The 25,975-nt window shown below is 37.9% G+C and carries 18 protein-coding genes; 16 read left to right on the forward strand and 2 right to left on the reverse strand.

Translation table 11 applies throughout. The features are described from left to right. Positions 1 to 86: 86 nt before the first annotated feature. The 10 genes from ftsB (at position 87) to INT04_RS12070 (ending at position 9,591) form a co-directional block, all read left to right on the forward strand. A complete protein-coding gene (gene ftsB / locus INT04_RS12025) occupies positions 87 to 377 on the forward strand; it encodes a cell division protein FtsB (protein WP_072070183.1) in 291 nt (96 codons plus the stop codon). Between the two features lie 39 nt (positions 378 to 416). Then, positions 417 to 1,163, forward strand: coding sequence for a 2-C-methyl-D-erythritol 4-phosphate cytidylyltransferase (gene ispD / locus INT04_RS12030; RefSeq protein WP_193016371.1), 747 nt, complete (start codon positions 417 to 419; stop codon positions 1,161 to 1,163). A gap of 4 nt (positions 1,164 to 1,167) precedes the next feature. Beyond that, positions 1,168 to 1,653, forward strand: coding sequence for a 2-C-methyl-D-erythritol 2,4-cyclodiphosphate synthase (gene ispF / locus INT04_RS12035; RefSeq protein WP_193016372.1), 486 nt, complete (start codon positions 1,168 to 1,170; stop codon positions 1,651 to 1,653). Continuing rightward, on the forward strand, positions 1,650 to 2,702 hold the full coding sequence (truD, locus tag INT04_RS12040) for a tRNA pseudouridine(13) synthase TruD (RefSeq protein ID WP_193016373.1): 1,053 nt from the start codon (positions 1,650 to 1,652) through the stop codon (positions 2,700 to 2,702). Before ispF ends, truD begins: the two co-directional genes overlap by 4 nt. Next, entirely contained in the window at positions 2,680 to 3,444 is a 765-nt protein-coding gene (gene surE / locus INT04_RS12045; RefSeq protein WP_193016374.1) for a 5'/3'-nucleotidase SurE, read from the forward strand. The genes truD and surE overlap by 23 nt, the downstream gene beginning before the upstream one ends. Further along, positions 3,438 to 4,064, forward strand: coding sequence for a protein-L-isoaspartate(D-aspartate) O-methyltransferase (locus INT04_RS12050; protein WP_193016375.1), 627 nt, complete (start codon positions 3,438 to 3,440; stop codon positions 4,062 to 4,064). Before surE ends, INT04_RS12050 begins: the two co-directional genes overlap by 7 nt. A 153-nt stretch (positions 4,065 to 4,217) precedes the next feature. Next, entirely contained in the window at positions 4,218 to 5,342 is a 1,125-nt protein-coding gene (nlpD, locus tag INT04_RS12055) for a murein hydrolase activator NlpD (RefSeq protein ID WP_193016376.1), read from the forward strand. A 684-nt stretch (positions 5,343 to 6,026) separates the two neighbouring features. Then, positions 6,027 to 7,010: an RNA polymerase sigma factor RpoS gene (rpoS, locus tag INT04_RS12060; RefSeq protein WP_193016377.1), complete on the forward strand. Its 984-nt coding sequence runs from the start codon at positions 6,027 to 6,029 to the stop codon at positions 7,008 to 7,010. Positions 7,011 to 7,261: 251 nt separating this feature from the next. After that, positions 7,262 to 8,440 carry a hypothetical protein gene (locus INT04_RS12065; RefSeq protein ID WP_193016378.1) on the forward strand — a complete coding sequence of 393 codons (1,179 nt, stop codon included), beginning with the start codon at positions 7,262 to 7,264 and terminating at the stop codon, positions 8,438 to 8,440. Next, on the forward strand, positions 8,437 to 9,591 hold the full coding sequence (locus tag INT04_RS12070; RefSeq protein ID WP_193016379.1) for a hypothetical protein: 1,155 nt from the start codon (positions 8,437 to 8,439) through the stop codon (positions 9,589 to 9,591). The genes INT04_RS12065 and INT04_RS12070 overlap by 4 nt, the downstream gene beginning before the upstream one ends. Before the next feature lie 109 nt (positions 9,592 to 9,700). On the opposite strand, the gene mutS is transcribed toward INT04_RS12070, so the two are convergent. Further along, positions 9,701 to 12,265: a DNA mismatch repair protein MutS gene (gene mutS, locus INT04_RS12075; protein ID WP_193016380.1), complete on the reverse strand. Its 2,565-nt coding sequence runs from the start codon at positions 12,263 to 12,265 to the stop codon at positions 9,701 to 9,703. Positions 12,266 to 12,855: 590 nt separating this feature from the next. Between mutS and rlmF the strand changes: the two genes are divergently transcribed. From rlmF to INT04_RS12105, 6 genes are all read left to right on the forward strand, one after another. Beyond that, positions 12,856 to 13,821, forward strand: a complete 966-nt coding sequence (gene rlmF / locus INT04_RS12080) for a 23S rRNA (adenine(1618)-N(6))-methyltransferase RlmF (RefSeq protein ID WP_193016381.1) — start codon at positions 12,856 to 12,858, stop codon at positions 13,819 to 13,821. A 184-nt stretch (positions 13,822 to 14,005) separates the two neighbouring features. Continuing rightward, the gene (locus INT04_RS12085) at positions 14,006 to 14,170 is read left to right on the forward strand and encodes a hypothetical protein (RefSeq protein WP_193016382.1); all 165 of its coding nucleotides are present in this window, start codon (positions 14,006 to 14,008) and stop codon (positions 14,168 to 14,170) included. A 309-nt stretch (positions 14,171 to 14,479) separates the two neighbouring features. Further along, the gene (locus INT04_RS12090) at positions 14,480 to 15,610 is read left to right on the forward strand and encodes a DUF3829 domain-containing protein (RefSeq protein WP_193016383.1); all 1,131 of its coding nucleotides are present in this window, start codon (positions 14,480 to 14,482) and stop codon (positions 15,608 to 15,610) included. Positions 15,611 to 15,943: 333 nt separating this feature from the next. Then, positions 15,944 to 21,886: an alpha-2-macroglobulin family protein gene (locus INT04_RS12095; protein WP_193016384.1), complete on the forward strand. Its 5,943-nt coding sequence runs from the start codon at positions 15,944 to 15,946 to the stop codon at positions 21,884 to 21,886. A gap of 42 nt (positions 21,887 to 21,928) precedes the next feature. Next, on the forward strand, positions 21,929 to 24,313 hold the full coding sequence (pbpC, locus tag INT04_RS12100; protein ID WP_193016385.1) for a penicillin-binding protein 1C: 2,385 nt from the start codon (positions 21,929 to 21,931) through the stop codon (positions 24,311 to 24,313). A gap of 164 nt (positions 24,314 to 24,477) precedes the next feature. Next, a complete protein-coding gene (locus INT04_RS12105) occupies positions 24,478 to 24,825 on the forward strand; it encodes a hypothetical protein (protein WP_193016386.1) in 348 nt (115 codons plus the stop codon). A gap of 100 nt (positions 24,826 to 24,925) precedes the next feature. Here INT04_RS12105 and INT04_RS12110 read toward each other — a convergent pair whose 3' ends face one another. Beyond that, positions 24,926 to 25,855 carry a Dyp-type peroxidase gene (locus INT04_RS12110; RefSeq protein ID WP_193016387.1) on the reverse strand — a complete coding sequence of 310 codons (930 nt, stop codon included), beginning with the start codon at positions 25,853 to 25,855 and terminating at the stop codon, positions 24,926 to 24,928. Positions 25,856 to 25,975 lie beyond the last annotated feature (120 nt).

The raw sequence follows: 25,975 nt of genomic DNA on the forward strand, positions 1-25,975 counted from the left end.
AAATAATAATGTAATATATTCCAGCACTTTTGTGGCGTCTGTGGTTGAGTTGTGGGATGATTAGCCCATTAATCTTGGGGGTGGTAATGGGGAAATTAACAGTCTTACTTCTGATTTTACTTGGCTGGCTACAATATTCATTGTGGTTAGGTAAAAATGGTATCCATGATTACAACAAAGTAAGTCAAGAAGTTGAGTCTGCATTGGCGCAAAATACGCAGTTAAAAGAGCGTAATGATCGTCTATTTGCAGAGATTGATGACCTCAATGGCGGGCAAGAAGCATTAGAAGAACGTGCTCGTAGTGAATTAGGGATGATTAAGCCTAATGAGACATTTTTCCGTATTGTGAATGATAAGTCTCAACCACGTCGTTAATTTATTGAATTAATAGTGTGTCCTGATACAAATACCATAATGAATATAACAAACTCTACTCTTCCTATTGTTGCTGTTATTCCGGCCGCAGGTATCGGAAGTCGAATGCAATCAATCTGTCCGAAACAATATTTGAAGATTGGCGGATTGACGATTCTTGAACATACCATTAATGCCTTATTAAAACACCCACGTATAACGCAAATTATCGTGGCAATTAGCCCTGATGATCGCTATTTTCACGCGCTGTCTTTAGCTAGAGATGAGAGGATCATTACCGTTAATGGTGGTGGCGAACGTGCTGATTCAGTACTCTCTGGTTTACAGTATGTGACTCAGCATTTTTCTGAAAATACATGGGCACTCGTTCACGATGCAGCAAGACCTTGTTTGCATTTTGGCGATCTCGATCACCTTATCAAATTGATCGATGAAAATTTCTCAGATCCTCAATTTTGTGGTGGCATTCTTGCAACGCCAGTACGTGATACGATGAAACGTAGTTATCAACAAGATAACCATATTGAACAAACAGTAGAAAGAACGACGTTATGGCATGCCTTAACACCACAGTTCTTTCCTGCTTCGTTATTAAAGCAAAGTATAGAAAAAGCACTCTCGCAAAAAGCAACGATTACTGACGAAGCATCCGCAATGGAATTTGCAGGATATGAACCTTTGTTAGTAAAAGGGCGAGCAGATAATATCAAAGTGACTCAGCCAGAAGATTTGGCGCTTGCAGAGTTTTTCCTCTCACGCCAGATCACCAGTATAAGGAACGCATAATAAAATGAGAATTGGACACGGTTACGACGTACATAAATTTGGCGGTGAAGGCCCTATTATTATTGGCGGTGTTAGAGTTCCTTATGAACAAGGCCTATTAGCCCATTCTGATGGTGATGTTGTATTACATGCAGTGACAGATGCGATTTTAGGGGCTGTTGCGATGGGCGATATAGGTACATTGTTTCCTGATACGGACCCTGCATACAAAGGTGCAGATAGTCGCGTTTTGCTTCGTGAAGCCTTTTCCCGAGTAAGCGCAAAAGGTTATCGTATTGGTAATCTAGATGTCACTATTATAGCTCAAGCTCCCAAAATGCTACCTCATACGCCACAAATGCGCGTCAATATCGCAGAAGATCTTCATTGCCATGTCGATGATATTAATGTGAAAGCGACCACAACGGAAAAACTTGGATTTGTGGGTAGAAAAGAAGGCATTGCCTGTGAAGCTGTTGTTTTATTAATGAAAGAGTCATTACCTGAATGAGTGAATTACCAGAATTCCATTGGTTACATGGAAAACCGCAAGCAACAGGCTTATTAAAGTCTGTCCCAGAAGATTTTATTGTCTGTGAAGATCTTGGTTTCACTCTTGATGGTGAAGGCGAGCATGTCATGGTAAAAATCAGAAAAACGGGTTGTAACACGGCTTTTGTTGCTGAAAAATTAGCGAAATTTGTGGGTATTCATCCTCGTGATGCAAGTTATGCTGGATTAAAAGACCGAAATGCCGTTACTGAGCAATGGTTTTGTTTGCGTATGCCGGGTAAGGAGATGCCCGATTTTAGTCAACTGGTTCTTGATGGTTGCGAAATTTTAGAAACGACTCGACAACAACGTAAATTACGCATAGGAACACTAAAAGGTAATCACTTTACATTGGTGTTACGAGACATTTCTGACCGTGATTTTGTTGATACTCGGTTAGCCCTTATTAAAGCTCAAGGTATTCCCAATTACTTTGGTGTACAGCGATTTGGTCGTAATGGTGAAAATTTACGACAAGCTTTGCGTTGGGCGACAGACGAAATTCGTGTAAAAGAGCGCAGCAAACGCAGCTTTTATCTCTCAGCTGCACGTAGTGCTATGTTTAATCATCTTGTCAGCAAAAGATTAGAGTGTGACTTGTATTCAACCGTAATGCTTGGTGATGCAATGCAACTTCATGGTCGAGGAAGTTGGTTTGTTGTTGATGAGGCTGAACTTACTCAAACACAAACACGTTATGAAGAGCACGATATTCATATTACCGCGCCTCTGCCAGGTAAAGGTGATTTAGGTACACAATCACAAGCATTAGATTTTGAAGCTAAAAATTTAGCAGAATATGAGACCTTATGGTCACTGGCTCGGCAAGAGCGAGTTGATAACACAAGACGTGCTATTAATGTATTACCCGAAGAGATGTCATGGAATTGGATTGATGACACAACGGTTTCTTTGTCCTTCTTTTTACCCGCAGGAAGCTTTGCAACTAGCGTTGTTCGTGAATTAATTTTATTAGGGAATGATGATGCTGAAAATATTGGTGAGTAATGACGATGGTGTGATGGCGAAAGGGATACAGACTCTCGCTAAAGCATTACGCCAGCGTTATGATGTGCAAATTGTTGCACCTGATCGTAATCGTAGTGCGGCATCTAATTCTTTAACTATTGATAAACCATTGCGTAAGCAAGTGCTGGAAAATGGCGATATCGCCATTATTGAGGGAACACCAACGGATTGTGTTTATCTTGGTGTAAACCATATAGTGCGGCCTCGCCCTGATATTGTCGTTTCTGGTATTAATCATGGCCCTAATTTAGGGGATGATGTTATCTACTCAGGCACTGTTGCAGCTGCAACAGAAGGACGTTTTTTAGGCTTACCTGCGATCGCAGTCTCTTTAGCGGGTGAAACACATTTTGAGACAGCGGCTCAAGTGACTTGTGAAGTACTGGCAATGTTACAACAAGTCCCTTTAAGAGCGGGCAATATTCTCAATATAAATGTGCCGGATATTCCACTTGAAGAGATAAAAGGTTTTCGTATTACACGTTGTGGTAGTCGTCATGCTTCACAACATGTCTATACACATACTGATCCTAGAGGGAATAATCTTTACTGGATTGGGCTTCCGGGTGAGATAAACGATGCTGGGCCAGATACAGATTTTGCTGCTGTTGATGAAAGTTATGTATCCATCACGCCTTTACATGTTGATTTAACAGCATACAAAGCACTTGATTTACTACAAAATTGGTTAAATAAAGCAGAGGTCAAAAAAACATGTTAAGTCGGTCAATGATAGACTTACTGACAATGTTAAAACAGTATGGCATCAAGGATGAGCGCCTACTGGAAGCGATAAGTAAAGTACCCAGAGAGCTCTTTATTGATGAAGCGCTTTCCCATAAGGCTTATGAAAATACAGCTTTACCTATTGGTAATGGGCAGACTATTTCACAGCCTTATATTGTTGCTAAAATGACAGCTTTACTGGAATTACAAGAGACAGATTCTGTATTAGAAATTGGTACTGGATCAGGTTATCAAACTGCAGTATTAGCAAATTTAGTTCATCATGTCAGTTCAGTTGAACGTATAAAGATATTGCAATGGCAAGCTAAACGACGTTTTAAGCACCTTGATTTACATAATATCTCGACACGTCATGGGGATGGATGGGAAGGATGGTCATCAAAAGCTCCTTTTAATGCCATCATTGTGACCGCATGCGCAACAGAAGTGCCACAACAGCTATTGATGCAATTGGCAGATGGTGGCAGGATGATCATACCTGTTGGCGAGCAACAACAAATACTTAAGTTTATCCGGCGTTTAGGTAATGATTTTCACTATCAATCTATAGAAGCTGTTAGATTTGTACCTTTAATTGCTGGTGAGTTAGCCTAACTTCCAGATAAATCTGACCGTTTTTTATTACTGCTTTTTAATAGCTTGTCGTAATCTGCATTAATAAATGAAACATTTTCAAAAAATTGCAGTCTTTTTGTTTAACTCGACAAATTGCTAGTTGCTAATGCCTTTTAAAAGGGAGAAGGAAGTATGAATTCAGAAAGCCCAATTAAGCGTGTCCGCTGGGCAATCATGTGTTCGGTAATCGGATTTGCATTGACAGGTTGTGCAGATACGCCTTACCGCCCTGCACCTATTACCTCTGTAAATGATAGTTCTTCAAATAATACGGTATCAACTGCGCCTGTGGTGACTAACAGTAATAGTAATGCGATGCCGATTGAAAGAACGACACCTTTACAATCGTCACCTCCTCCTTCAATTAAGGTGAATACTGCTTCATCTAATGGCGGTGTAAATCAGCCTCAAAGCCAGCCTCGTCCACAAACATCAGTAGCGGCTCAAAACGTAGGTACTGATGGTACTGGGCGTATTGTGTATAACCGTAATTATGAAAGCATTCCTAAAGGAAATTACAGCGGTAATACCTACACCGTAAAACGCGGTGATACTATGTTCTATATTGCATGGATAACAGATAGCGATGTAAAAGAACTAGCATCAATGAATAATATTCCTGAGCCTTATAGTTTAAATGTGGGGCAAGTGCTAAATATTGGTAACCGTCAAGTCAATACGGGAACGAATACCAACGTAAACACCTCTGTTATCAATCAGCCTAGTAGTGCAGGTGTTCAAACTGCGCAAACCAAGCCAACTAACAACACGGCAATGGGGCCATTGATCACTAAACCAGCAACGACAACACCGCCGAAGACCACGACACCACCGCCAGCAACAAATACGAACACAACAACGGCAACACCTGCGCCTACCGCAGTTTCGGGTAAATGGATTTGGCCTGCTCAAGGTAAAATCATCGAAAGTTACTCAAGTGCGCCTGGCGGTAATAAAGGTATCGATATTGGTGGCACTAAAGGTTCCCCTATCGTTGCAACGGCAGCAGGCAAAGTTGTTTATGCAGGGAGTGCATTACGTGGTTATGGTAACCTCGTTATCATTAAACATAACGATGAATATCTTAGCGCGTATGCCCATAATGACACTATTTTGGTGCGTGAACAGCAAAGTGTGAATGCAGGACAACAAATTGCCACAATGGGTAGCTCAGGAGCAAGTTCTGTCCGATTACACTTTGAAATTCGTTATAAAGAGAAATCACTTAATCCAATGAGTTATCTACCAAAGAAATAGGTAAGCAACTTTTACACGGATAGTGAATAATCCTAAAGTTAAGCCTTCTTCTTGACATAAAGAAGAGGGCTTTTTTTTATCTATTATTAATTAATATATTGAAATGAAATCAATTTTAACTAAGTAAAATTGCTTAATTAAGAGGATTGAAAGTGAGAGTTCTATATAAAATTATAGATAACGTTAAATTAGACAGTTGATTCTCAAGCAATGAATGCGTATGCTAAAAATTGTCATACGATAAATGAATAAAGATTCGTTACTATTCAAAGATGAACTATAAAATAACCGCTTGTTTGAAAGGGTATTTTCTTTATTAGATTATCTTTTTAATAATAGTTAGTAATATAAATTAGTAGGTATTATTTTATTATTATGAGTTTTTATTTGTTTTTTTTAGATGTAAATAGTCACAAATAGCTTATTGATTAGAGTAATTTTACGCATAGATAAATATACGTAAAATATAATAAAAAAACTGTTAATAACCTGCACTCAATAGTTAATTGATATATTGAATAAAGAAAGAATAAATTAACAGTAAAATAGATTATGTTATCTTTTATTTTGTAATTCGTTACAAGGGAAAATCAGTAAACCCGTTGTGTCGTGACACAGCGATAAACTGGTAAACAGACCTCAATGTGGGTCGTTTACCTAAATTATCAAGGGTAGGAGCAGCTGATGAGCCAAAGTACGCTAAGAGTAGACGAGTTATATACAGATGAAATTGAAGAGAACATGGACGAGTTCGATGAGGTTGCTGCAAAAGAGGCAGAAAATGAGTCTGATGCTCAAGACGAAATTGAACTTATTGAAGGCGTTAATCAGCGTGCGCTCGATGCAACTCAGCTTTATTTAGGAGAAATTGGTTATTCTCCGTTGCTGACCGCTGAGGAAGAAGTTTTTTTTGCCCGTAGAGCGTTGCGTGGTGATATTCCTTCAAGACAACGAATGATAGAAAGTAATCTACGTTTAGTTGTTAAGATATCTCGTCGTTATACAAACCGAGGCCTTGCCCTGCTTGATTTAATTGAAGAAGGGAATTTAGGACTTATTCGTGCAGTTGAAAAATTCGATCCTGAAAAAGGTTTTCGTTTTTCAACTTATGCGACATGGTGGATACGTCAAACCATCGAACGTGCCATTATGAACCAGACTCGTACCATTCGCCTCCCCATTCATATCGTTAAAGAGCTGAATGTTTATTTAAGAACTGCAAGAGAATTAGCACACAAACTCGACCATGAGCCGAGTGTTGAAGAAATTGCACAAACGCTTGATAAACCAGTTGAAGATGTCAGTAAGATGTTGCGTTTAAATGAACGTATTACCTCTGTTGATACCCCAATCGGGGGGGATTCAGATAAAGCCTTACTTGATATTATCTCTGACGAAAATGAAGAAGGGCCTGAGGCAACAATTCAAAATAATAACCTCAAGGAAAATATCATAAAGTGGTTATTTGAATTGAATCCTAAGCAACGTGAGGTTTTAGCACGTCGTTTTGGGTTGTTAGGCTACGAAGCAGAAACTTTAGAAGATGTCGGTAGAGAGATTGGTCTGACAAGAGAACGAGTTCGCCAAATCCAAGTGGAAGGATTGCGTCGTCTAAAAGACATTCTACAAAGTCAGGGGTTATGCATTGAAGCACTTTTTAAAGCATAAGCCACTTTCGTTTTCTATTTATTGCTTTAAATGACATATTGTTATTATCAAAGCCGGTTAGTGAGTTTACTAACCGGCTTTTGTTTATCCAGTATTTTGAACTCAAAAAGATAAAAAAGGGCGTAACATTGAACAGTGTTTGCCTGATAAACATGATAAAGGAAGAGATGAAAGATTATTTTTTAAGCGTCAAATTAGAGAGTTGCCATTTTGACCAAAATAAAACTTCACCAAAAGGAATGGTGAGATTAATGGCATCAGATAAAGTTTTTTATCTTAATGAAGATGATTTCACTCATTCTCAAGATTTTCTGAAACGTTTAAAGCCAGGTGATGAACTTAAAATTTGTGCTTGTTTATTGAACGATGGTGGTTTTTGGGTGAAGTGGGTTTATCATGAGACCAAAGGAAGGCTTGAGCCAGAAAGAGCCTTCACGCTAACAATAAAACAACAAAAATGGTTATTGCTTGCATTTGTTTTAACTGTTATTGGGAGTGGGTGGAGCTACTTTTCACTGTTCTATCTTGATGATGTTAATTTCTTTATCGTTGTTTCCATGGTTATTTCATTTGGTGCTGTAATGGCTGGAGTAAGTTATCTCGGAGAAAAAGCCTATCGTTATTTTCAGCGTGTTAGACCTAAGCATAAAAAAATAATAAAAGCATTGGATAAAGTGATCGCCAAGCAAGGTATCATTGCGCCTGATGGCGAACAACTGATTATTCCTGAAATAAAAACAAGGCCACTGCCAACGTGTATTATTCGTAAAAATCCAATTATTCACCTCAAGCAAAGCAAAGTACAACGAGTTCGAGGAAAAATAAAACTTCATCATGTTGATAGAATTAAAATACATTCCCGCAATGCTGAGAGTGTGGTAATGCAAATATCTTGTCAGATTGATAAGCACCCTTTTATATTAAATTATAAAGAACGCTTATTTTATTCTGATCATAATTTATTTCTGGCTGATGGTGATGACGTTGAATTGTTCTTTTGGCAAGCAGAAGATAATAAATCTGGGCCTGTTGTCTTAGGCGTTTATAATCATACCGATAATGGCGCTTATTCAATATCAGGGCAAATGTATATTGGTCACCAGCGTACATATCGTTTATCACTGTTAATAGTCGCATTAGTCAGTATTTTTATTTTCTCAATGGTTGCAAGTTTCTCTATTTCTGATGTTTATGATAATGGCAATTATTGGGATAAATGGGATTGGTATTCTATTGGTGATAGCTTTTTAGGAATGGGAATTATCTATGGCTTAATCATGAGTGGCATAGCCTTTTTAACTGCCTTGTTTTCAAATCTTTATATTTTGTTATCAGAAAAAGGTCATAGCAGTTATCAAACCTATTTTTTACTTCAGCAGCAATGTGTTGAAAGCAAACAACCGCTTTATATTACGGAGCTGCGCCAATGAATCCTTTTTTCCGTAAGCCTTTTATTATTATCACAAGTTTATTTATTTTAAGCTTATTGCTTTTTTATGGCGTACTTTTTCATGGATTCGCCTCTAAGTGGCAATGGAAAAATGAAAACTCTTCTGAATTATCTTCATACCCTTATTCTCACTATGATTGGCGTAATACTTTTTATGCTTCTAGCGGAATGTTAATTAAAACGGAATCTGATAGTGGGCGATATGATGTAGATATTTATGGCAGACTTCACCGCCAAGATAACCAGAGAAAATATACACTGTACTTTTCTGATAAAGAAGGCATACGCTTTGTGTCTCAAGGTCAAGGTAGCTTTTATAACGCGTATTGTGTTGTTGATAAATGTGTTTTATTTACAGAGCAAGGGCGACAAACTATAAATTTAGCAACGTTTACAGTCGCAGATTTAATCCCTTGGCAAGAGATTAACGATGGTTATTATCGTTTTCCTTTAGCGCTGATAGGTGGAAAATTACTCTTTTCACAAACAACATCGCAATTAGTATTAGCAGATAATAAAACGATACTGACAAGTTTAGATGAAGGTGAAAGTTGGGAATATTCTATTAATACAGAAGATCTGGTGAAGCAATATTACGCTGAAGATTTTGGTGAGTTTACACAATTTCATTACGCTCTATCCGGTGATTCTCTCATTATTTTTTATAACCATCATTACACAACCAATACGCTAGAAATGACGCTCAATTTAGTGAATAAAGAAGTGACAAAAACACGCTGGCTTCCTTTACGAGTTAAGGAAGTTGCTCAAAATGACAAAGGTGATATCTATCTTATTGCTCAACACGCTTCTCGTGATCTTTATTCTGTTGTTAGGCGGCAATCTGATGGAAATTTAAAAACTTTCTATGAAAGTGGTTATAAATATCTCAATGATTTAATGATAAGTAATGATGGTTTAATTCTAAATAAAGGTTATAACGATGATAAAGTTACGTTGGCTTTTTCATTTAAAACAAAAGATTATACTTATTATGAGAAAATTACTGACGATATGATGTTTAATCCTGCTTTATCATCATTTATTCGTTTATTTGACAATTATGGTGATGAAGACACTTTATTGTTATTGGGTGAGCGACTGAAATATAGCCATGCTTCAATTAATTAACGTTGTATTTATCGCTGATTATCTTCGTTTGAAAAATTAGAAAGAAAGTCATAAAAAAGGCTCTGTAAAATCAAACAGAGCCTTTTTACTATCAGTATTTAGTTTCGGCTTATTTTGCCATTTCTTTTAAACGATAGAGTTGTTCTAAGGCTTGTCGAGGTGTTAGTGCATCAGGATCAATTTTATCTAACGCTAATTCAATAGCAGAAGGCTCGGCTTCTGTTAATAACATCAGTTGTGACGTTTCAACATGACCAGAGCCAGTATGACCTGATAGCATTTCAAGCTCTTTTAACTTTTGTTTAGCGCGACGGATCACCTCTTTGGGGACACCCGCTAATGACGCCACGGCTAAACCATAGCTTTTACTTGCAGCACCTTCTTGGACACTATGCATAAAGGCAATTGTGTCACCATGCTCGACAGCATCTAAGTGAATATTTGCTGTACCTTCTAATTTTTCAGGTAATGTGGTTAATTCAAAATAGTGTGTCGCGAAGAGTGTCATTGCTTTTATACGATTTGCTAAGTTTTCAGCACAAGCCCAAGCCAGAGATAATCCATCATAGGTTGATGTACCCCGACCAATTTCATCCATTAACACCAAGCTATTTTCAGTCGCGTTGTGCAAAATGTTAGCTGTTTCGGTCATTTCCACCATAAAGGTAGAGCGACCAGAAGCAAGATCATCAGAAGCACCCACACGTGTAAAGATACGATCGACTGGGCCAATCAATGCTTTTTCAGCAGGCACAAAGCTACCAATATAAGCAAGTAAAGTAATTAATGCAGCTTGGCGCATATAAGTACTTTTACCCCCCATATTAGGACCCGTAATGATCAATAAGCGGCGCTGCGGTGCTAATTGTAATGGGTTTGAAATAAAAGGCTCGCTGAGGACTTGTTCAACAACAGGGTGACGTCCCCCTGTGATTTGAATACCTACTTTCTCACTTAATTCTGGACGCGTGTAATTTAATGATTCAGCACGCTCTGCAAGGTTAGAAAGAACATCTGTTTCTGCTAAAGCTTCAGCACTAATTTGTAGTGCGGTAAGGTGGGGCAATAGTTTTTCAAAAATCTCTTCATAGAGCATTTTCTCAATTGCGAGCGCCTTACCTTTAGACGTTAATACTTTGTCTTCATATTCTTTTAATTCAGGAATAATGTAGCGTTCAGCATTTTTCAATGTTTGGCGACGAACATAGTGCATAGGGACTAAATTACTTTGACCACGGCTAACTTGAATGTAATAGCCATGTACACCATTAAAGCCAACTTTAAGTGTCTCAATACCCCATTTTTCACGTTCACGGATTTCAAGTTTATCGAGGTAATCACTTGCGCCATCAGCTAATGCTCGCCATTCATCTAATTCAGCATGATAACCAGAGGCAATAACACCACCATCACGCACTAATACCGGCGGTGTTTCAACAATCGCATTTTCAAGTAATTCACATAATTCATCAAATTGACTAATGCGCTTTTGTAATTCTTTAATGTAAGGCATATCGGCTTGTTCAAGCACTTGATGAATATCGTGATATTGCTGAAAAGCATGGCGCATACGAGAAAGATCACGAGGACGTGCTGAGCGTAGTGCTAAACGTGCTAAAACTCGCTCTAAATCACCAATTTGTCGTAAAAAAGGCTGTAATTCAAAATAGAGAGGTTGTAATGCACTAATTGCATCTTGGCGTTTGGTTAGTTGCTCACGTTGGCGTAAAGGAGAGTGTATCCAACGTTTTAGCATTCGGCTTCCCATAGGGGTAACACAAAGGTCAAGTATAGATGCCAGTGTGTTATCAGTGCCACCTGTAAGATTTTGAGTTAATTCAAGATTACGGCGAGTTGCTGCATCTAAAATAATCGAATCTTGAGGGCGTTCCATGGTGATGTTACGAATATGAGGTAATGAAGTCCGCTGTGTATCTTTCACATATTGCAATAAACAGCCTGCGGCACAAAGTGCGAGATGTGCATTTTCAACACCAAAGCCAGTTAAATCACGAGTACCAAATTGTAGATTTAGCTGTTGCTTTGCTGTTTCTGGCTCAAACTCCCAAATAGGGCGACGACGCAAGCCTTGCTGGCGTTCAATCAGTGCCATCGACTCAAAAGTTTCTGGATAAAGTAATTCTGCAGGATGTGTACGCTGCAACTCTGCCATCATACTTTCACTATCAGGCATTTCAGTGACACGAAAACGCCCTGATGTGATATCTAATGTTGCATAACCAAAAGCGCCATTTTTATCTTGCCAAATAGCGGCTAAAAGGTTGTCTTGGCGCTCTTCAAGTAAGGCTTCATCAGTGACAGTACCCGGTGTAACAATACGAATAACTTTACGTTCAACAGGGCCTTTACTGGTTGCAGGATCGCCGATTTGTTCACAAATAGCAGCAGACTCACCTAATTGCACCAATTTAGCGAGGTAGTTTTCAACAGCATGATGAGGAACTCCCGCCATAGGAATAGGTTGGCCTGCAGACTGACCTCGTTTTGTTAATGAAATATCTAATAAGCGAGAGGCTTTTTTGGCATCATCAAAAAATAGTTCATAAAAGTCACCCATACGATAGAACAGTAAGATTTCAGGATGCTCTGCTTTAATTTTAAGATACTGTTGCATCATTGGTGTGTGGGAGTCTAAATGTTGAATGTCAGTCATGTTGTTGTCTGTCTTAACGTATTGAATTTTAATTTATTTGTGAAAATCTGTTGTTACACTGTATATCGTTCTATTTCACAAGAATTGTATGATCATATCACAAGGTTTCAGTTCATTGTTTTAATTATCTTATAGTCAGCACTAAATAAGATAACACTTATGAGCTAAAAGTAGTCAGCAAAATGAGGCCATGAAACCGAATAGTAAAGATAGGGCTGATACAGGTGAAAATACAGGTTTATGTATATTTTGTGGCGCAATAGGCATTAAGATATTTTTCTACCGTTATAGTGGCCCAATTACATAAACTTACCCAGTAAAGGATTAGTAATTTTACTCAAACTTCATTGATTGAAGCGAGAGTTAAGTTACAAGAGTTAAAACAGTTATGTCAATTAGGCCGATGCCCAGCGACAGAGTTAAAAGAAGAAAAACAGCACTGAATTGGTGGCTATTCACAGAGCATTCTGACATAAACTGCTGAATGCAGGCTTAATACGGTTTCATCCCGAGTTGTTAGCTGCAACTTGAAAGCTATAGGGTATATGGTATCGTACGCGCCAGAAATACCTTTAAGAGAGCCCGTCACGGTGGAAAAAAAGAAAACCTTCCTGCAGCAGAAAAGCGGCTTGCACCCGCGTAACCGTCATCGCTCGCGCTATGATTTCCCTGCGCTGATCAACAGCTGCCCTGCACTGGAGCCGTTCGTCAAGCCGAACGCCTGGGGCGACATCTCGGTAGATTTTGCCGATCCTGCGGCGGTTAAAATGCTCAACCGTGCGTTGCTGCAACATTTTTATGGCATCGAACACTGGGACATTCCTGCCGGTTATCTGTGCCCGCCGATCCCCGGGCGTGCCGACTATTTACACCATCTGGCCGATTTGCTGGCGACCAGCAACGGCGGTGAGATCCCTCGCGGTAAAGGCGTGGCGATCCTTGATGTGGGTACTGGCGCCAACTGTATTTATCCGATTATTGGCCTGCGTGAATACGGCTGGCGTTTTACCGGTTCGGAGATTGATCCAGTATCGTTCAATACAGCCAATATGATCGTGGAGATGAATCCGACGCTGAGAAACGGCGTGCGTCTGCGTTTGCAAAAACACCCCGAATTTATTTTGAACGGCATCATCGGCGTGGCGGAGAAATTTGATGCCACACTGTGTAATCCACCGTTCCACAGCTCTGAACAGGAAGCGCAAGCCAGCACCCGCCGCAAACTGCACAAGCTGGGTAAAGGCGAGGTAGCTGACACGCCGGTACAGAACTTTGGTGGCAAAAATAAAGAGCTATGGTGTGAAGGCGGTGAAGAAGCCTTTGTGCGTAAAATGGTAGAGGAGAGCGTTAGCCTGGCGCAAAACTGCCTGTGGTTCACCTCGTTGATTTCTAAAAACACGACCCTGCCTTCGATTTATCACGCGTTGAAGCTGGTGGGTGTGGCCGAAGTCCGTACTATTGAAATGGCGCAGGGGCAAAAAATCAGTCGCTTCGTGGCCTGGACTTTCCACGACGCACAACAGCAGGTCGCCTGGGCGGCAGAACGCTGGCGTTAATTTCCCAGGTGTCGGTTATTTAACCGGCACCGATAAAACTTCGCATTTCCCTTTCAATTAATTCAAATACATAATTTCTCTATAGCTTAGAAATAAATATATTTCGGTTGAATTTTGTGATCTGTATTGCCACATAAAACAACGATAATAAAATGCACTATCGCCAGTTTTAAGTGAGGCTAGCATGAACAAGAATGAATTAACCCAAGCAACAAAGCCAACACGTACTCAACTCATTCGTTCGGTAACAACCTCTACGGCGATTGAAACAGGGCAGAAGTCTCGTCGCCTTGAAGAAGAGATGAAAGTAAAACGTGAGAAGTTTGGGCATTTGAAACTTGCGATCTAGTCTGCTTTTGAAGCTGACAAATTAAGTGATAGCACCTGCTTTATTCATTTTATATTAAAGCTTATTACCCAAGTGCTAAAAGAAGGTATTGAGAATAGCTAATATAGGGTATCTATAAATTATATTAAAAAATATTTATAAATATATTACGTTATAGATAAGTAAATATACGCCATCAATAAACCATTAATACTCTTAAAAAGAGTATTAATGCGATATGTAAAATTAATTCGATAAATAATAGTCATTAATTATTAAACTCATTATAGTTTATAGCGAGTCGATTACTTAATAATATAATGAGGGATTATGAAAAAGAACATCTTGGCATCAATAATAAGTCTTTTATTAATATCAACAGTAGGTTGTGATAATTCAAATGAAAATTCGAATACAGGAACACCCTCTCAAGATAAAAATAAAACAGAGCAAACAACACAATCTCAACCTGATTCAAAAAACACTCAATCTGATGAAGTTCAATTTAGCCAGAAAATTGAAAAAGGTAATTTGTGGTTAGCAACGTTTAACGAAGATTTTGGCACCATTATACAGAAAAAAACGGGTAGAATTTCAGGCACAATTAACGTTAATCTTTTAGATAATACGAAAACAGTTTTAACAAGTTTAAGTTCTGATCATGGTGAAAGCATTGATTTAACACCTTTCAAAATATTCGAAACTGAAACAGACCAAATAAAAAAAATGAAAGCGAGCAGTGCGATAATGCCTGTTAGAAGCGCTTTCTCTATGCATTTGAGTGCTTCAGGAGCAGAGCGTGCTAAAGAATCTTTTGAATTTATGAAAACGCTTCCTCCTACACTTCCAGAATTAGATGCTGTAGGTAATGCTTATGGTGAAAGTTATGTTGATTTATATGAAAAATTGTTGAAATTGGGCGATTATCTCGTTGTAAAAGAAACTTATCGCTTAGATGATTTTGCACAAGCAAGTGCTTTGTATGAAGATGTGAAAAATGCTTATGCCAAACTAATTGATGAAAAAGAAAAAGCTGCTGATGCATATGAAAACTATTACCAAGCAATGCATATTGAAGAGCTTGAATTAGTGAAAAAAGAAGGCTTAGTGGTTCGTTATCAAATTATGCAATCATTGGATATAGTTACCAGTACACTTGATTCAATGAATCCAGATAAAATTGATGTAGCTGCACTCTCTGCGGCAATTACCAAAATTGAAGCTCAATCAATTGAACTAGGAAAAGTATTTGGTGATGAAGCATTGCTGAATAAAGAAAATATGAAAGGCACTGATTATTCAGTTAAAAAGTATTTAGAATTATACCAACAACTTGTTATTGAGTTAAAAGTGTTAGAGAAAAAACTTAATGAGAATAAAGATGTATCAGGTAGCATAAATACGATTTCAAATGAATATAAATACTTGATAGAGAATTATAACTCTCTAATAGCGAAGTAATATTTTTACAATTAAAATGTAAATCGCGCTTTAATAGTGCGATTTTTCTTGCAAGATTTATTTTTTATACTGAGTTTTATTAAACATTAAATGATGGTTAGAAAAAGATGATCCAAACTCATGCTCAGAAGAGTCTTGAAATAGAGTGGAATGCTAGAAAAAAAGATTAAGAATGTAATCTATTTTTATATAATAAAATTATAAATTAATGATACGTATTCATTCTTATTTTAGATTCTTGTTTTATTATCGTTGCGCTATTTATTTTGCTCTTTGGCTTAATTTTACTGATAAGAAAATGTATTTTTATCAGTGCAAGATAGGACTATCTATATGGACGTACTACGTTTTTTGCTTTCCCTCCCTTTTAAACTGATCCGTTTATTTGGGTGGATCATTGTTTTTTGTATTCGTCTTCTTGAGAAAATACTCAGTCCGCTTATAGGGAAAATACAATGGAGTACACCAGTATGGATTAGTTTTGTTGCTCGTCATTTGCGAAATGTTGAAAAAAAAATAGTCGGCCATCCTAAAACTGTATTAGGTACTACTATTTTTATTATTGTCGCGTCATTTGGTGGTTATTACGGTTATCACAGTTATCTTAATCGCCCTGTTCCTATCGATGTTGCACCAATTGTTGTGCAAAATGTTGATGTGAAACTTAAAGGGCCAGCAAAAATCAATTATGCCAGTGATAATCCTCAATCACAGAAAATAATTTTATCTTTTTCTCGCTCTGCTGCACCAATTACACTAATTGATAAAGAAGTTACTGAGGGGGTGACATTAACGCCCGCTATTGAAGGTAACTGGCGGTGGCAAAATGGTTCGACACTTGTTTTTACAGCCCAAAAACCATTTGTGATGGGAAGTGAATATAAAATAGAGCTTGATGAAGCCCAATTATTAGCCCCTCAATTTTCACTTAAATTAAAAAAATATGAATTTAAAACAACCTCTTTTGATTATAGTTTAGGCAGCCGCGAATTTTATCAAGATCCTCAAAATCCATCACAAAAGCACGCTATCATCAAAATCGCGTTTAATGCGCCTGTTGATATTCAAAGCTTTGAAAAACGCCTTTCAATGAAATATGGCGATAATGAAAAACTAAAATACGTGATTAATTATGACAATAAAAAATTAACAGCATGGGTTCATTCTGAGCCATTAGCGCTAAAGGATATTAGTAGCCAAGTTTTCCTTAAAATCACCCCCGGTGTTACGACGACAGTAACGGGAAATACAACATTAAAAGAAAAAACGTATCATGTTGATATTCCAAGTTTATATAGTCTTACTGTTTCAAATATAGAGAGTGAACTTGTTGAATCTGAAAATGGAAAAGATGCACGAGTGCTTATTGTTTCATTAAATGATGATTTAAACGAAAAAGAGATAAAAAATGAAGTCTCCGCATGGTTATTACCTCAGCATAATTTAGAAATACAAGATGCTGATATTAACCAAGGTGAAGATGATTATTACGATTGGAATTTGGGTGATGTTAGTAAAACAATTCTTGCTCAATCTGAAAAATTAACACTTGAAATGAATGATAATGAGCAAGAAAATCAGGCGACCTTTGCTTTCAAATACAATGCACCAGCTTATCGCTATTTATTAGTTAAAATTCCAAGCGGAATAATCTCTGTAGGTGGATATCAATTAAAAGAAGATCATTACCAAATTGTTAGTGTACCTGATTATCCACAAATGCTGAGTTTTGTCTCTGAAGGTGCTTTACTTTCAATGACGGGTGACAAACGGATCACAGTTTCTGCACGTAATCTGCCAGGTTTACAACTTGATATTAAACGAGTCATTCCAAATCAGTTACAACACATAGTTTCTTTTAAAGATAAGTATTTTACATCAACAAATTTTAACCGTCTTAATGATGAGTATTTTACTGAGCATTTTACTTATCAAACTGCATTAAATAATGAAAATAAAGGTGAAATTCAATATAAAGGCATTGATTTAAGTCGCTATTTATCTACTGACCCTAATGCCAAGCGTGGAATATTTTTATTAAAACTCACCTCATGGGATCCTAACAAAGCGGCAAAAGCTGATGATGAAGATGACGATGAATATTATGACGAAGAAGATGTTGTTTCTGATACCCGTTTTATCGTTGTCACAGATTTAGGGATTATCGCTAAATCCTCAATTGATGGCTCTAGAGATGTTTTTGTACAATCTATTTATAGCGGAGAGCCTGTTAGTAATGCAAAAGTCTCTGTTATTGCTAAAAACGGAACAACGTTACTTAGCAAAATAACTCATGCTGATGGGCATGTCGCTTTTCCAACCCTTAAAGACTTTAGAAATGAACAAACTGCAGTTCTCTTTTTAGTTGAAAAAGAAGGGGATATTTCATTTTTACCAACAGATGCTTATTACGATAGACAACTAAACCTTTCTCGTTTTGATGTTTACGGTGATGATACACCAAGAGATCCACGTACTCTTGATAGTTTCCTCTTTTCTGATAGAGGTGTTTATCGACCGGGGGAAACATTTAATATAGGGCTTATCACTCGTACATTTGATTGGAAAACGGCGATTGAAGGGGTGCCTTTACGTATTGAAATCCGTGACCCTCGTAATACATTAATGTTAAATCAATCCATGACATTAAACGAGTTTGGTTTTAATGAGTTGAGCTATACCACGTCAGAAAACTCACCGACTGGAGATTGGAATATCTATCTTTACTTGGTAGGTAAGAATAATGAAGATGCCAGTTTATTAGGCAGTACAACCATTGTCGTTAAAGAGTTTGAACCTGATTTACTTAAAGTTGCACTTAATCTGACGCCTAATAGACAACAAGGGTGGGTAACACCTTCTGAACTAAAAGCTTCAATTGATGTACAAAATCTATTTGGTACACCAGCACAAGACCGACGTGTTGTTTCTAAATTAACGTTGCGACCAATTTATCCGAACTTTTCTCGTTATGCTGATTATCGTTTTTATGAAAACCGTCGTAATCACGATAGTTTTGAGACGGATTTAGAAGAGAAAACAACGAATGAAGAAGGATTTGCGGATATTGATTTAGGGCTAACATCTTATGATGATGCAACTTATCAATTACAGCTTATTTCTGAAGCTTTTGACGCAGGAAGTGGTCGTTCAGTTACGGCGGCTGCGCGCGTGATGGTATCTCCTCATGATTATCTGATTGGTGTAAAAGCGGATGGCTCTCTCGACTACATTAATCAAAATGCGCAGCGTAATCTCACTTTTATTGCTATTGATCCGACTTTAAAACAAGTTGCTCAAGAGGCATTAACGTTAGAACGCTATGAGCAAAAATATCTCTCTGTTTTAACGCGCCAAAATTCAGGTGTTTATAAATATCAGTCTAAATTAAAAGAAGTCTTTATTAATGAGGTCGCACTTTCTATTGATGAAAAGGGCAGCAACATTATATTAGAGACACAAACACCGGGTAACTTTGTATTATTAGTGAAAAACAAAGAAGGTAGTGTACTGAACCGAATTAATTATACGGTTGCAGGAAATGCGAATGTTACACGTTCACTGGATCGTGAGGCTGAGTTACAACTCACCTTAAATAAAGATACATATAAAGCCGGTGAAGAGATCGAAATAGCCATTAATGCGCCTTATACCGGTAGCGGTATTATCACGATAGAAAAAGATAAGGTTTATCATTGGCAGTGGTTTACATCATCAACAACAAATTCAGTACAAAAAATTCAAGTTCCTGCGCAATTGCAAGGTAACGGTTATATTAATGTCCAATTTGTTCGAGATATAAATTCTGATGAAATATTTATGAGCCCACTTAGCTATGGCGTTGTACCGTTTAAAGTCAGTCGTGAAGATTATCAAGCTCAAATTGAATTGCAGTCTCCTGAGGTTATCAAACCCGGTGATACTTTACCGATTACTGTAAAAACAGGGATGCCACAACAAGTTGCTGTTTTTGCTGTTGATGAAGGTATCTTGCAAGTTGCGCGATATAAATTAAAAGATCCATTGGATTACTTTTTCCGTAAGCGCTCATTAGAAGTTGAAAGCACGCAAATACTGGATCTCATTTTGCCTGAATTTAGCAAAATGATGTCACTGACTTCAGCGCCAGGTGGTGATGCGGGTGAAGGGGTTGATCTCTATTTAAATCCATTTAAACGTAAGAAAGAAGAGCCTGTCGCGTATTGGTCTGGCATTACAGAGGTTGATGGAGAAGCTGTCTTTAACTACAAAGTGCCAGAGTATTTTAATGGCAAAATAAGGGTTATGGTGGTATCTGTTACACCAAATCGTATCGGAAATACGCAACGTTATACAACTGTGCGTGATGATTTTGTATTAAGTCCTCATATTCCTACTACGGTCGCACCTAATGATGAATTTGATGTCACTTTAGGTATCGCAAATAACCTGACAGATCTTAACGGTGTTGCAACTAAACTCGATGTGATAATAACACCAGAACCTCAATTAGAAGTGATAGGACAAAAGAGTTATCAACTAGAATTAGGTGAGAAAAAAGAAACGGTAGTTTCCTTTAGACTAAAAGCGACATCGCAGTTAGGTAATGGTGCTATTACCTTCATGGTAAATACTGAAGGTAAAGTGACACAAAGAACCGTAAATCTCTCAATTCGTCCGGCTTCGGCTTATCGTACCCAATCAAGCTTAGGGCGCATGGAGGGTAAAGAGCAACGTGTTACCTATATTCGTCAAATGTATGATGAGTACGCAAAAAGAGATGCGCGCGTTTCTTACTCGCCTTTAGTACTAAGCAGTGCATTGGCACAATATCTGGCTAATTATCCTTATAACTGTTCAGAGCAAATAACCAGTCAGGCAATACCGTTGTTATTCCATCAACGTAACCCTGAAATGAAGGCAATATATTCACAAGATAAAATTCGTACTCAACTTGAACAGACAATGGCAACATTACTGACTCGCCAAAATGGTCAAGGTGCTATCGGAACATGGCGTTCAACACCATCGACTGATCCATTTGTGACGTTATATGTGGTTCAATTCTTACTTGAAGCGCAAGATGCTAATTACCCAGTATCAGACACATTGTTACGATCATCCAATGAATACTTAACCAAGCTTGCGGTGAATTCAGGGCTAAATAATCAAGATGAACTTAGAATGCGTGCTTTCGCTGTTTATTTATTAACACGTCAAGGCAAAGTGACTACCAGTGAAATAGCCGCCATTCAAACTCGGATGCAAAAAAATTATCCAAAAACATGGCAGAATGATTTAGGTGCTTTATACCTAGCGGTTTCTTATAAAATGCTGAAAATGGATAAACAAGCGGATGAATTGCTAAAACCGACATGGCAAGAACTAAACAAGGCTTATAGCAAAGCGTGGTGGTCACATAACTACTTAGATCCACTCGTGCTAGACAGTACAAGACTGTATCTGATAGTGAAATATTTCCCTGAAAAAGCAGGAGATATCCCACCGCAATTATTAGAAAATATGGTAATGAGCTTTAAAGAAGAGCGATATACCACACAATCATCAGCGATGAGTATCTTGGCGTTAGAGCATTACACTAAACAGATCCAAAATATGACAACGCCGACACAGCCATTAACGGTGAGTGTAAAAAGTGATGAAAACCCACCCGTTGTTATTTCATCGATGACAAATGCAACAGCGATCGGTCAGTTTAACGCGGGTATTAAAGAGATCTTATTTAATAACCCAACTAATAATGCGGCTTGGTATGTTGTGACGCAATCAGGTTTTGACAGTGAACAACCAACAGAAGCACTTTCACGAGGATTAGAAATCTCTCGTGATTATGTCAATGAGAAAGGTGAGGTGGTTAATAGTGCAACATTGGGTGAAAAACTCTATGTGAACATAAAGATCAGAGCCAATGCAAAACAGGGTGTGAATAATGTCGTGCTGGTGGATTTACTTCCGGGTGGTTTTGAAGTTGTACAACAATCAATGGATGATGTTGATAACCCTGAAGCAGAGTGGTTATCACCAACAGGATCGAAAGGAACTCGCTGGTCACCAGAATACAGTGATATTCGAGAAGACAGAGTCATTATTTACGGTACAGCGACCCAACAGGTACAAGAATTTGTTTATCAAATTAAAGCAACCCATTCTGGGGTATTCACAATACCGCCCGCATTTGCAGAAGCTATGTATGATCGCGAAATACAAGCGTTAGCTGTTGGTAAAGGTGCCATGACGATTAAAAAACCAACGCAAGTTAGTGGCAGTATTAAATGAAATTAGATGTAATATCAGACGCTTGTTTCTGGTTATTTTAATATGACCAGAAGCAAGCGGTTTTTACAAAATATATTAATGGGGGGCTTTTTAGTCGCCCTCTTTTGTATTGTATTTCGCCTTTTCCCTCATCCTGCACTATCAGAAGGCTTTTTATCTTCAACTGCCTACTATGATAGCAATGGAAATTTACTGCGTTTAACACTCGCTAATGATGAACGTTATCGATTGTGGACGGATTTAGACGATATTTCGCCTTTAATGGTTGAAAGTGCTATGCGATATGAAGATCGCTGGTTCTATTATCATGTTGGATTTAATCCTTACAGTTTACTTCGAGGCTTTTTTGTCAGTTATGTTTATGGTGAGCGATTACAAGGTGGTTCAACGATCACCATGCAACTGGCTCGCATGCATTGGCAATTAAATACACGTACAATAGGGGGCAAATTTGTTCAGGTATTACGTGCTATTCAATTAGAACTCAGTTATTCAAAACATGATATTTTAGAAGCTTATTTCAACTATGCACCTTATGGGCGAAATATAGAAAGTGTTGGTGCTGCGAGCCTGATTTACTTTAATAAAAATCCTAAAGAATTAACGTTACCCGAAGCGTTAACACTTGCCGTATTACCTCAATCGCCAAGTTACCGAATCGAGCCAAATAGTGATGGTATTAGTCTTTCTTTAATGAAAACGCGTAATCAGCTTTATGATTATTGGCTGGAAGAACATCCTAAAGATGCCGATTTATCTGCACTGTTTCACTTGCCACTTCGGTTACGTCAACCCGAAAAAATGCCTTATATTGCACCTCACTTAGTGGAGCAAATTGAAAAACAGGAAAAATTTAACCCAAGAAAACCTACAACTATAGTCACAACGATTGATCTTCCATTACAAAAACTAGTTGAAAAACAAGTTGATGCGTTTATTGAACGAAATAAACATCTTGGTGTTAAAAATGCCTCCGTGATCCTTGTTGATACACGAGATATGGGCGTTAAAGCGTTAGTTGGTTCGGCTGATTATTATAATGTTGATATTCATGGGCAAGTTAATGGCACTAATGCGAAACGCTCACCAGGCTCAACATTAAAACCTTTTATCTATGCGTTAGGGTTAGAACAAGGAATATTACACCCTAGAACGATATTGAAAGATGTTCCCTCCACATTTGGAAGTTATGCACCAGAAAACTTTGATTTACGTTTTTTAGGGCCGATTTCAGCAACTCAAGCATTAAATTACAGTCGAAATATCCCTGCGGTGGCGATTGCCTCTCAATTGAAACAACCCACACTCTATCAGTTTTTACAAATGTCTGGCGTTAGTAACATGGCGAGTGAAAAACATTATGGTTTATCACTCGTGTTAGGCGGGGGGGAGATTACAGTACAAGAATTAGCGAAGCTCTATACAATATTAGCCAATCGAGGCCAACTTAAACCGTTAAGAATGCAAAGTACGGATACAATTACTCAACCCATTCGATTGCTCAGTGAAGAGGCGAGTTTCATTACATTGGATATGTTAAGTCAGCATCGGCGGCCTGATGATACTCTTGCACAAAAATCCATGACGCTACCCGTGTATTGGAAAACAGGCACCTCTTGGGGATTTCGTGATGCATGGAGTAGTGGCATATTCGGTCCCTATGTTTTAGTGGTTTGGATAGGTAATTTTGATGGCAAAGGAAACAGCGCATTAATTGGTGCCGAAGCAGCCGCACCTCTATTTTTTAATATTATAGATAATATTGTTGCAGATTATCCGAATTTAAAAGAGCCTAGATTTAAGCTTCCTGAAAATATTAAGCAAGTCGATATTTGTTTGGCGAGTGGTAATTTACCTACGCCATGGTGTCAACGAAAAGGTAAAACATGGTTTATTCCAGGTAAATCACCAATTAAAGTCGATACTATTTATCGGCCTCTAGCAATTGATAAAGCGACGGGTGAAGTTGTTTGTCCTCCGTACAATGAAGATCAGGTAAATATCGAAATTTTTGAATATTGGCCTTCAGATCTCGCTAAAGTTTTTGCGCAAGCAGGATTACCCAAACGCATTCCACCCTCTACGGCGCATTGTAAAAATGGGGATATGGCGGTGGCAGGTACGGCACCTCGTATATTATCACCATTACGAAATACAACTTACACCTTAAGACGGACATCATCACCAAATACGTCCATTATATTTAATGCAACGGCAGATAATGATAGCAGTATTATTTATTGGTTTGTTGATGATGCCTATTTGGGAAACAGTACAAATCAGCGTTCGATTGAGTGGCATCCAAAAGAAAGTGGTCGTTATCGTATTCGTGCTGTAGATGACAAAGGGCGCGCGGATACTCGCAATATTCAAGTTGATATTATTGGTGTGATAAAAACACAAGTGCTAGAAGTGCAAGAGTATTAGCGTTAAAAACCACCGGTTTTACTTAATGATTGTCTTAACGTGTAAATATTAATTTCTATCGTTATCTTATTCTAACTATTGTTGTTTCATATTGTTGCGAGGTAATTATTAGGTAAAATATTGAAAATATATTTTATCTTGTGAGCAAGGAAGACATAATCAGTATGAAAACTCAAATTCTAAAATTAGCATTATTAGGTGCATTAACATTACCTTTAGTTGGGTGTGGTGGTGGAACACCTAATTGTGATAGTTCAGAAGCCAAGAACTTGGTGGTTGATATTACAAAAGATGAATTACGTGACCAAAAAATGGCCGCTGTGATCGATCAAATTAAGATCAAAGTAGAAAGCGTACGTACACGTGAACATGACGAAAAAAGAGATACCTATTCATGTGCGGCTGAGCTTTCTTTTGAAGGTGCGGGCGGTAAAAATGCGATTCCTATAACCTATACTATTGAAAGTACAGACGACGGAAAAGAGTTTTACGTCAATGTATTTGGTTTGTAATAGCGATAAAAAGCCATCATTATGATGGCTTTTTATGTTTAATGAGTAAGATATCTGATGAATTCTTTATAACTTAAGTGCGTTTAATCTATTTTTCATATCAGGCTAAGCCATCTAAAATTTCAGGTGATGGAATAAAGAATAACGTCCCCGTTACAGGGGTACTGAACTTAAGTAATTTATCCGTATGGCCTTCTGGTGTGCCTGCAAACATATTTTCTAACATGCGATGGGTTGTTGAAAAATAACGTGCATAACCAATAAAATAAGTACCATATTCATTCTTTGATGGATTGGAAAAAGGCATATTGGCTCTGACAATTTTCAAATCATCACCGTTTTCATCTTGAATATTAGTGACAACATTATGAGAACCGGGCTCTTTCTCTTCATCGGTTAATTCCACATCGTTGAACTTATGTCTACCAATGACTTTTTCTTGTTCGATAAGAGGCTGTTTTTCCCATGCTTCCATATCATGAATATATTTTTGTACAAAGGCGTAACTGCCTCCTGTAAATTCAGGATCTTCATCACCAATAACGGCATAAGAGGTACGCTCATCTTCATATTCTGGGTTTTCAGTACCATCAACAAAGCCAATAATAGAACGCCCATCAAAATATCTAAATCCATGTACTTCATCGACAGGTGTAACAATATTCTTTAGCTTTTGGCTGATGATAGAAGCTAATTCGTAACAAGCAGAAACTTTGAGAGCACGAATATGGAAAAAGAGATCGCCAGAAGTAGAAACCGCAGTATAAGTATCACCTTTGATTTCTTTAAAGGTATTTAGTTCTTTGGGTCTTGCTTGATTGGGGAATAATGTTGTCCATGCATTTGCACCGAATCCTATTACACAGCTTGTTTCCAATTCAGGAAAACGTGTCCTCATACTACGTATTAGGCCAGAAAAATTATTACAAAAATCGATCAGAATTTCGCGGTTTTCAGGTGAGTGGGTGAGGTTAAAAACTAAAAAATACGCATTCTCACAGGGTGATTTCGTAACATCTTGGTATTTCATAATAATCCCTAAATGACGAATAAATGAATAGCAATTAAGCTTTATTTATAAAACCTGATTTTTAGTTTTACACCAAAATGTTACTTATTACAAAGTGAAGGGGTGATCTTTATCCTAAAT

The sequence above is a fragment of the Proteus sp. FME41 genome (genome assembly GCF_014897315.1).
In the GTDB taxonomy this organism is placed as follows: Bacteria; Pseudomonadota; Gammaproteobacteria; order Enterobacterales; family Enterobacteriaceae; genus Proteus.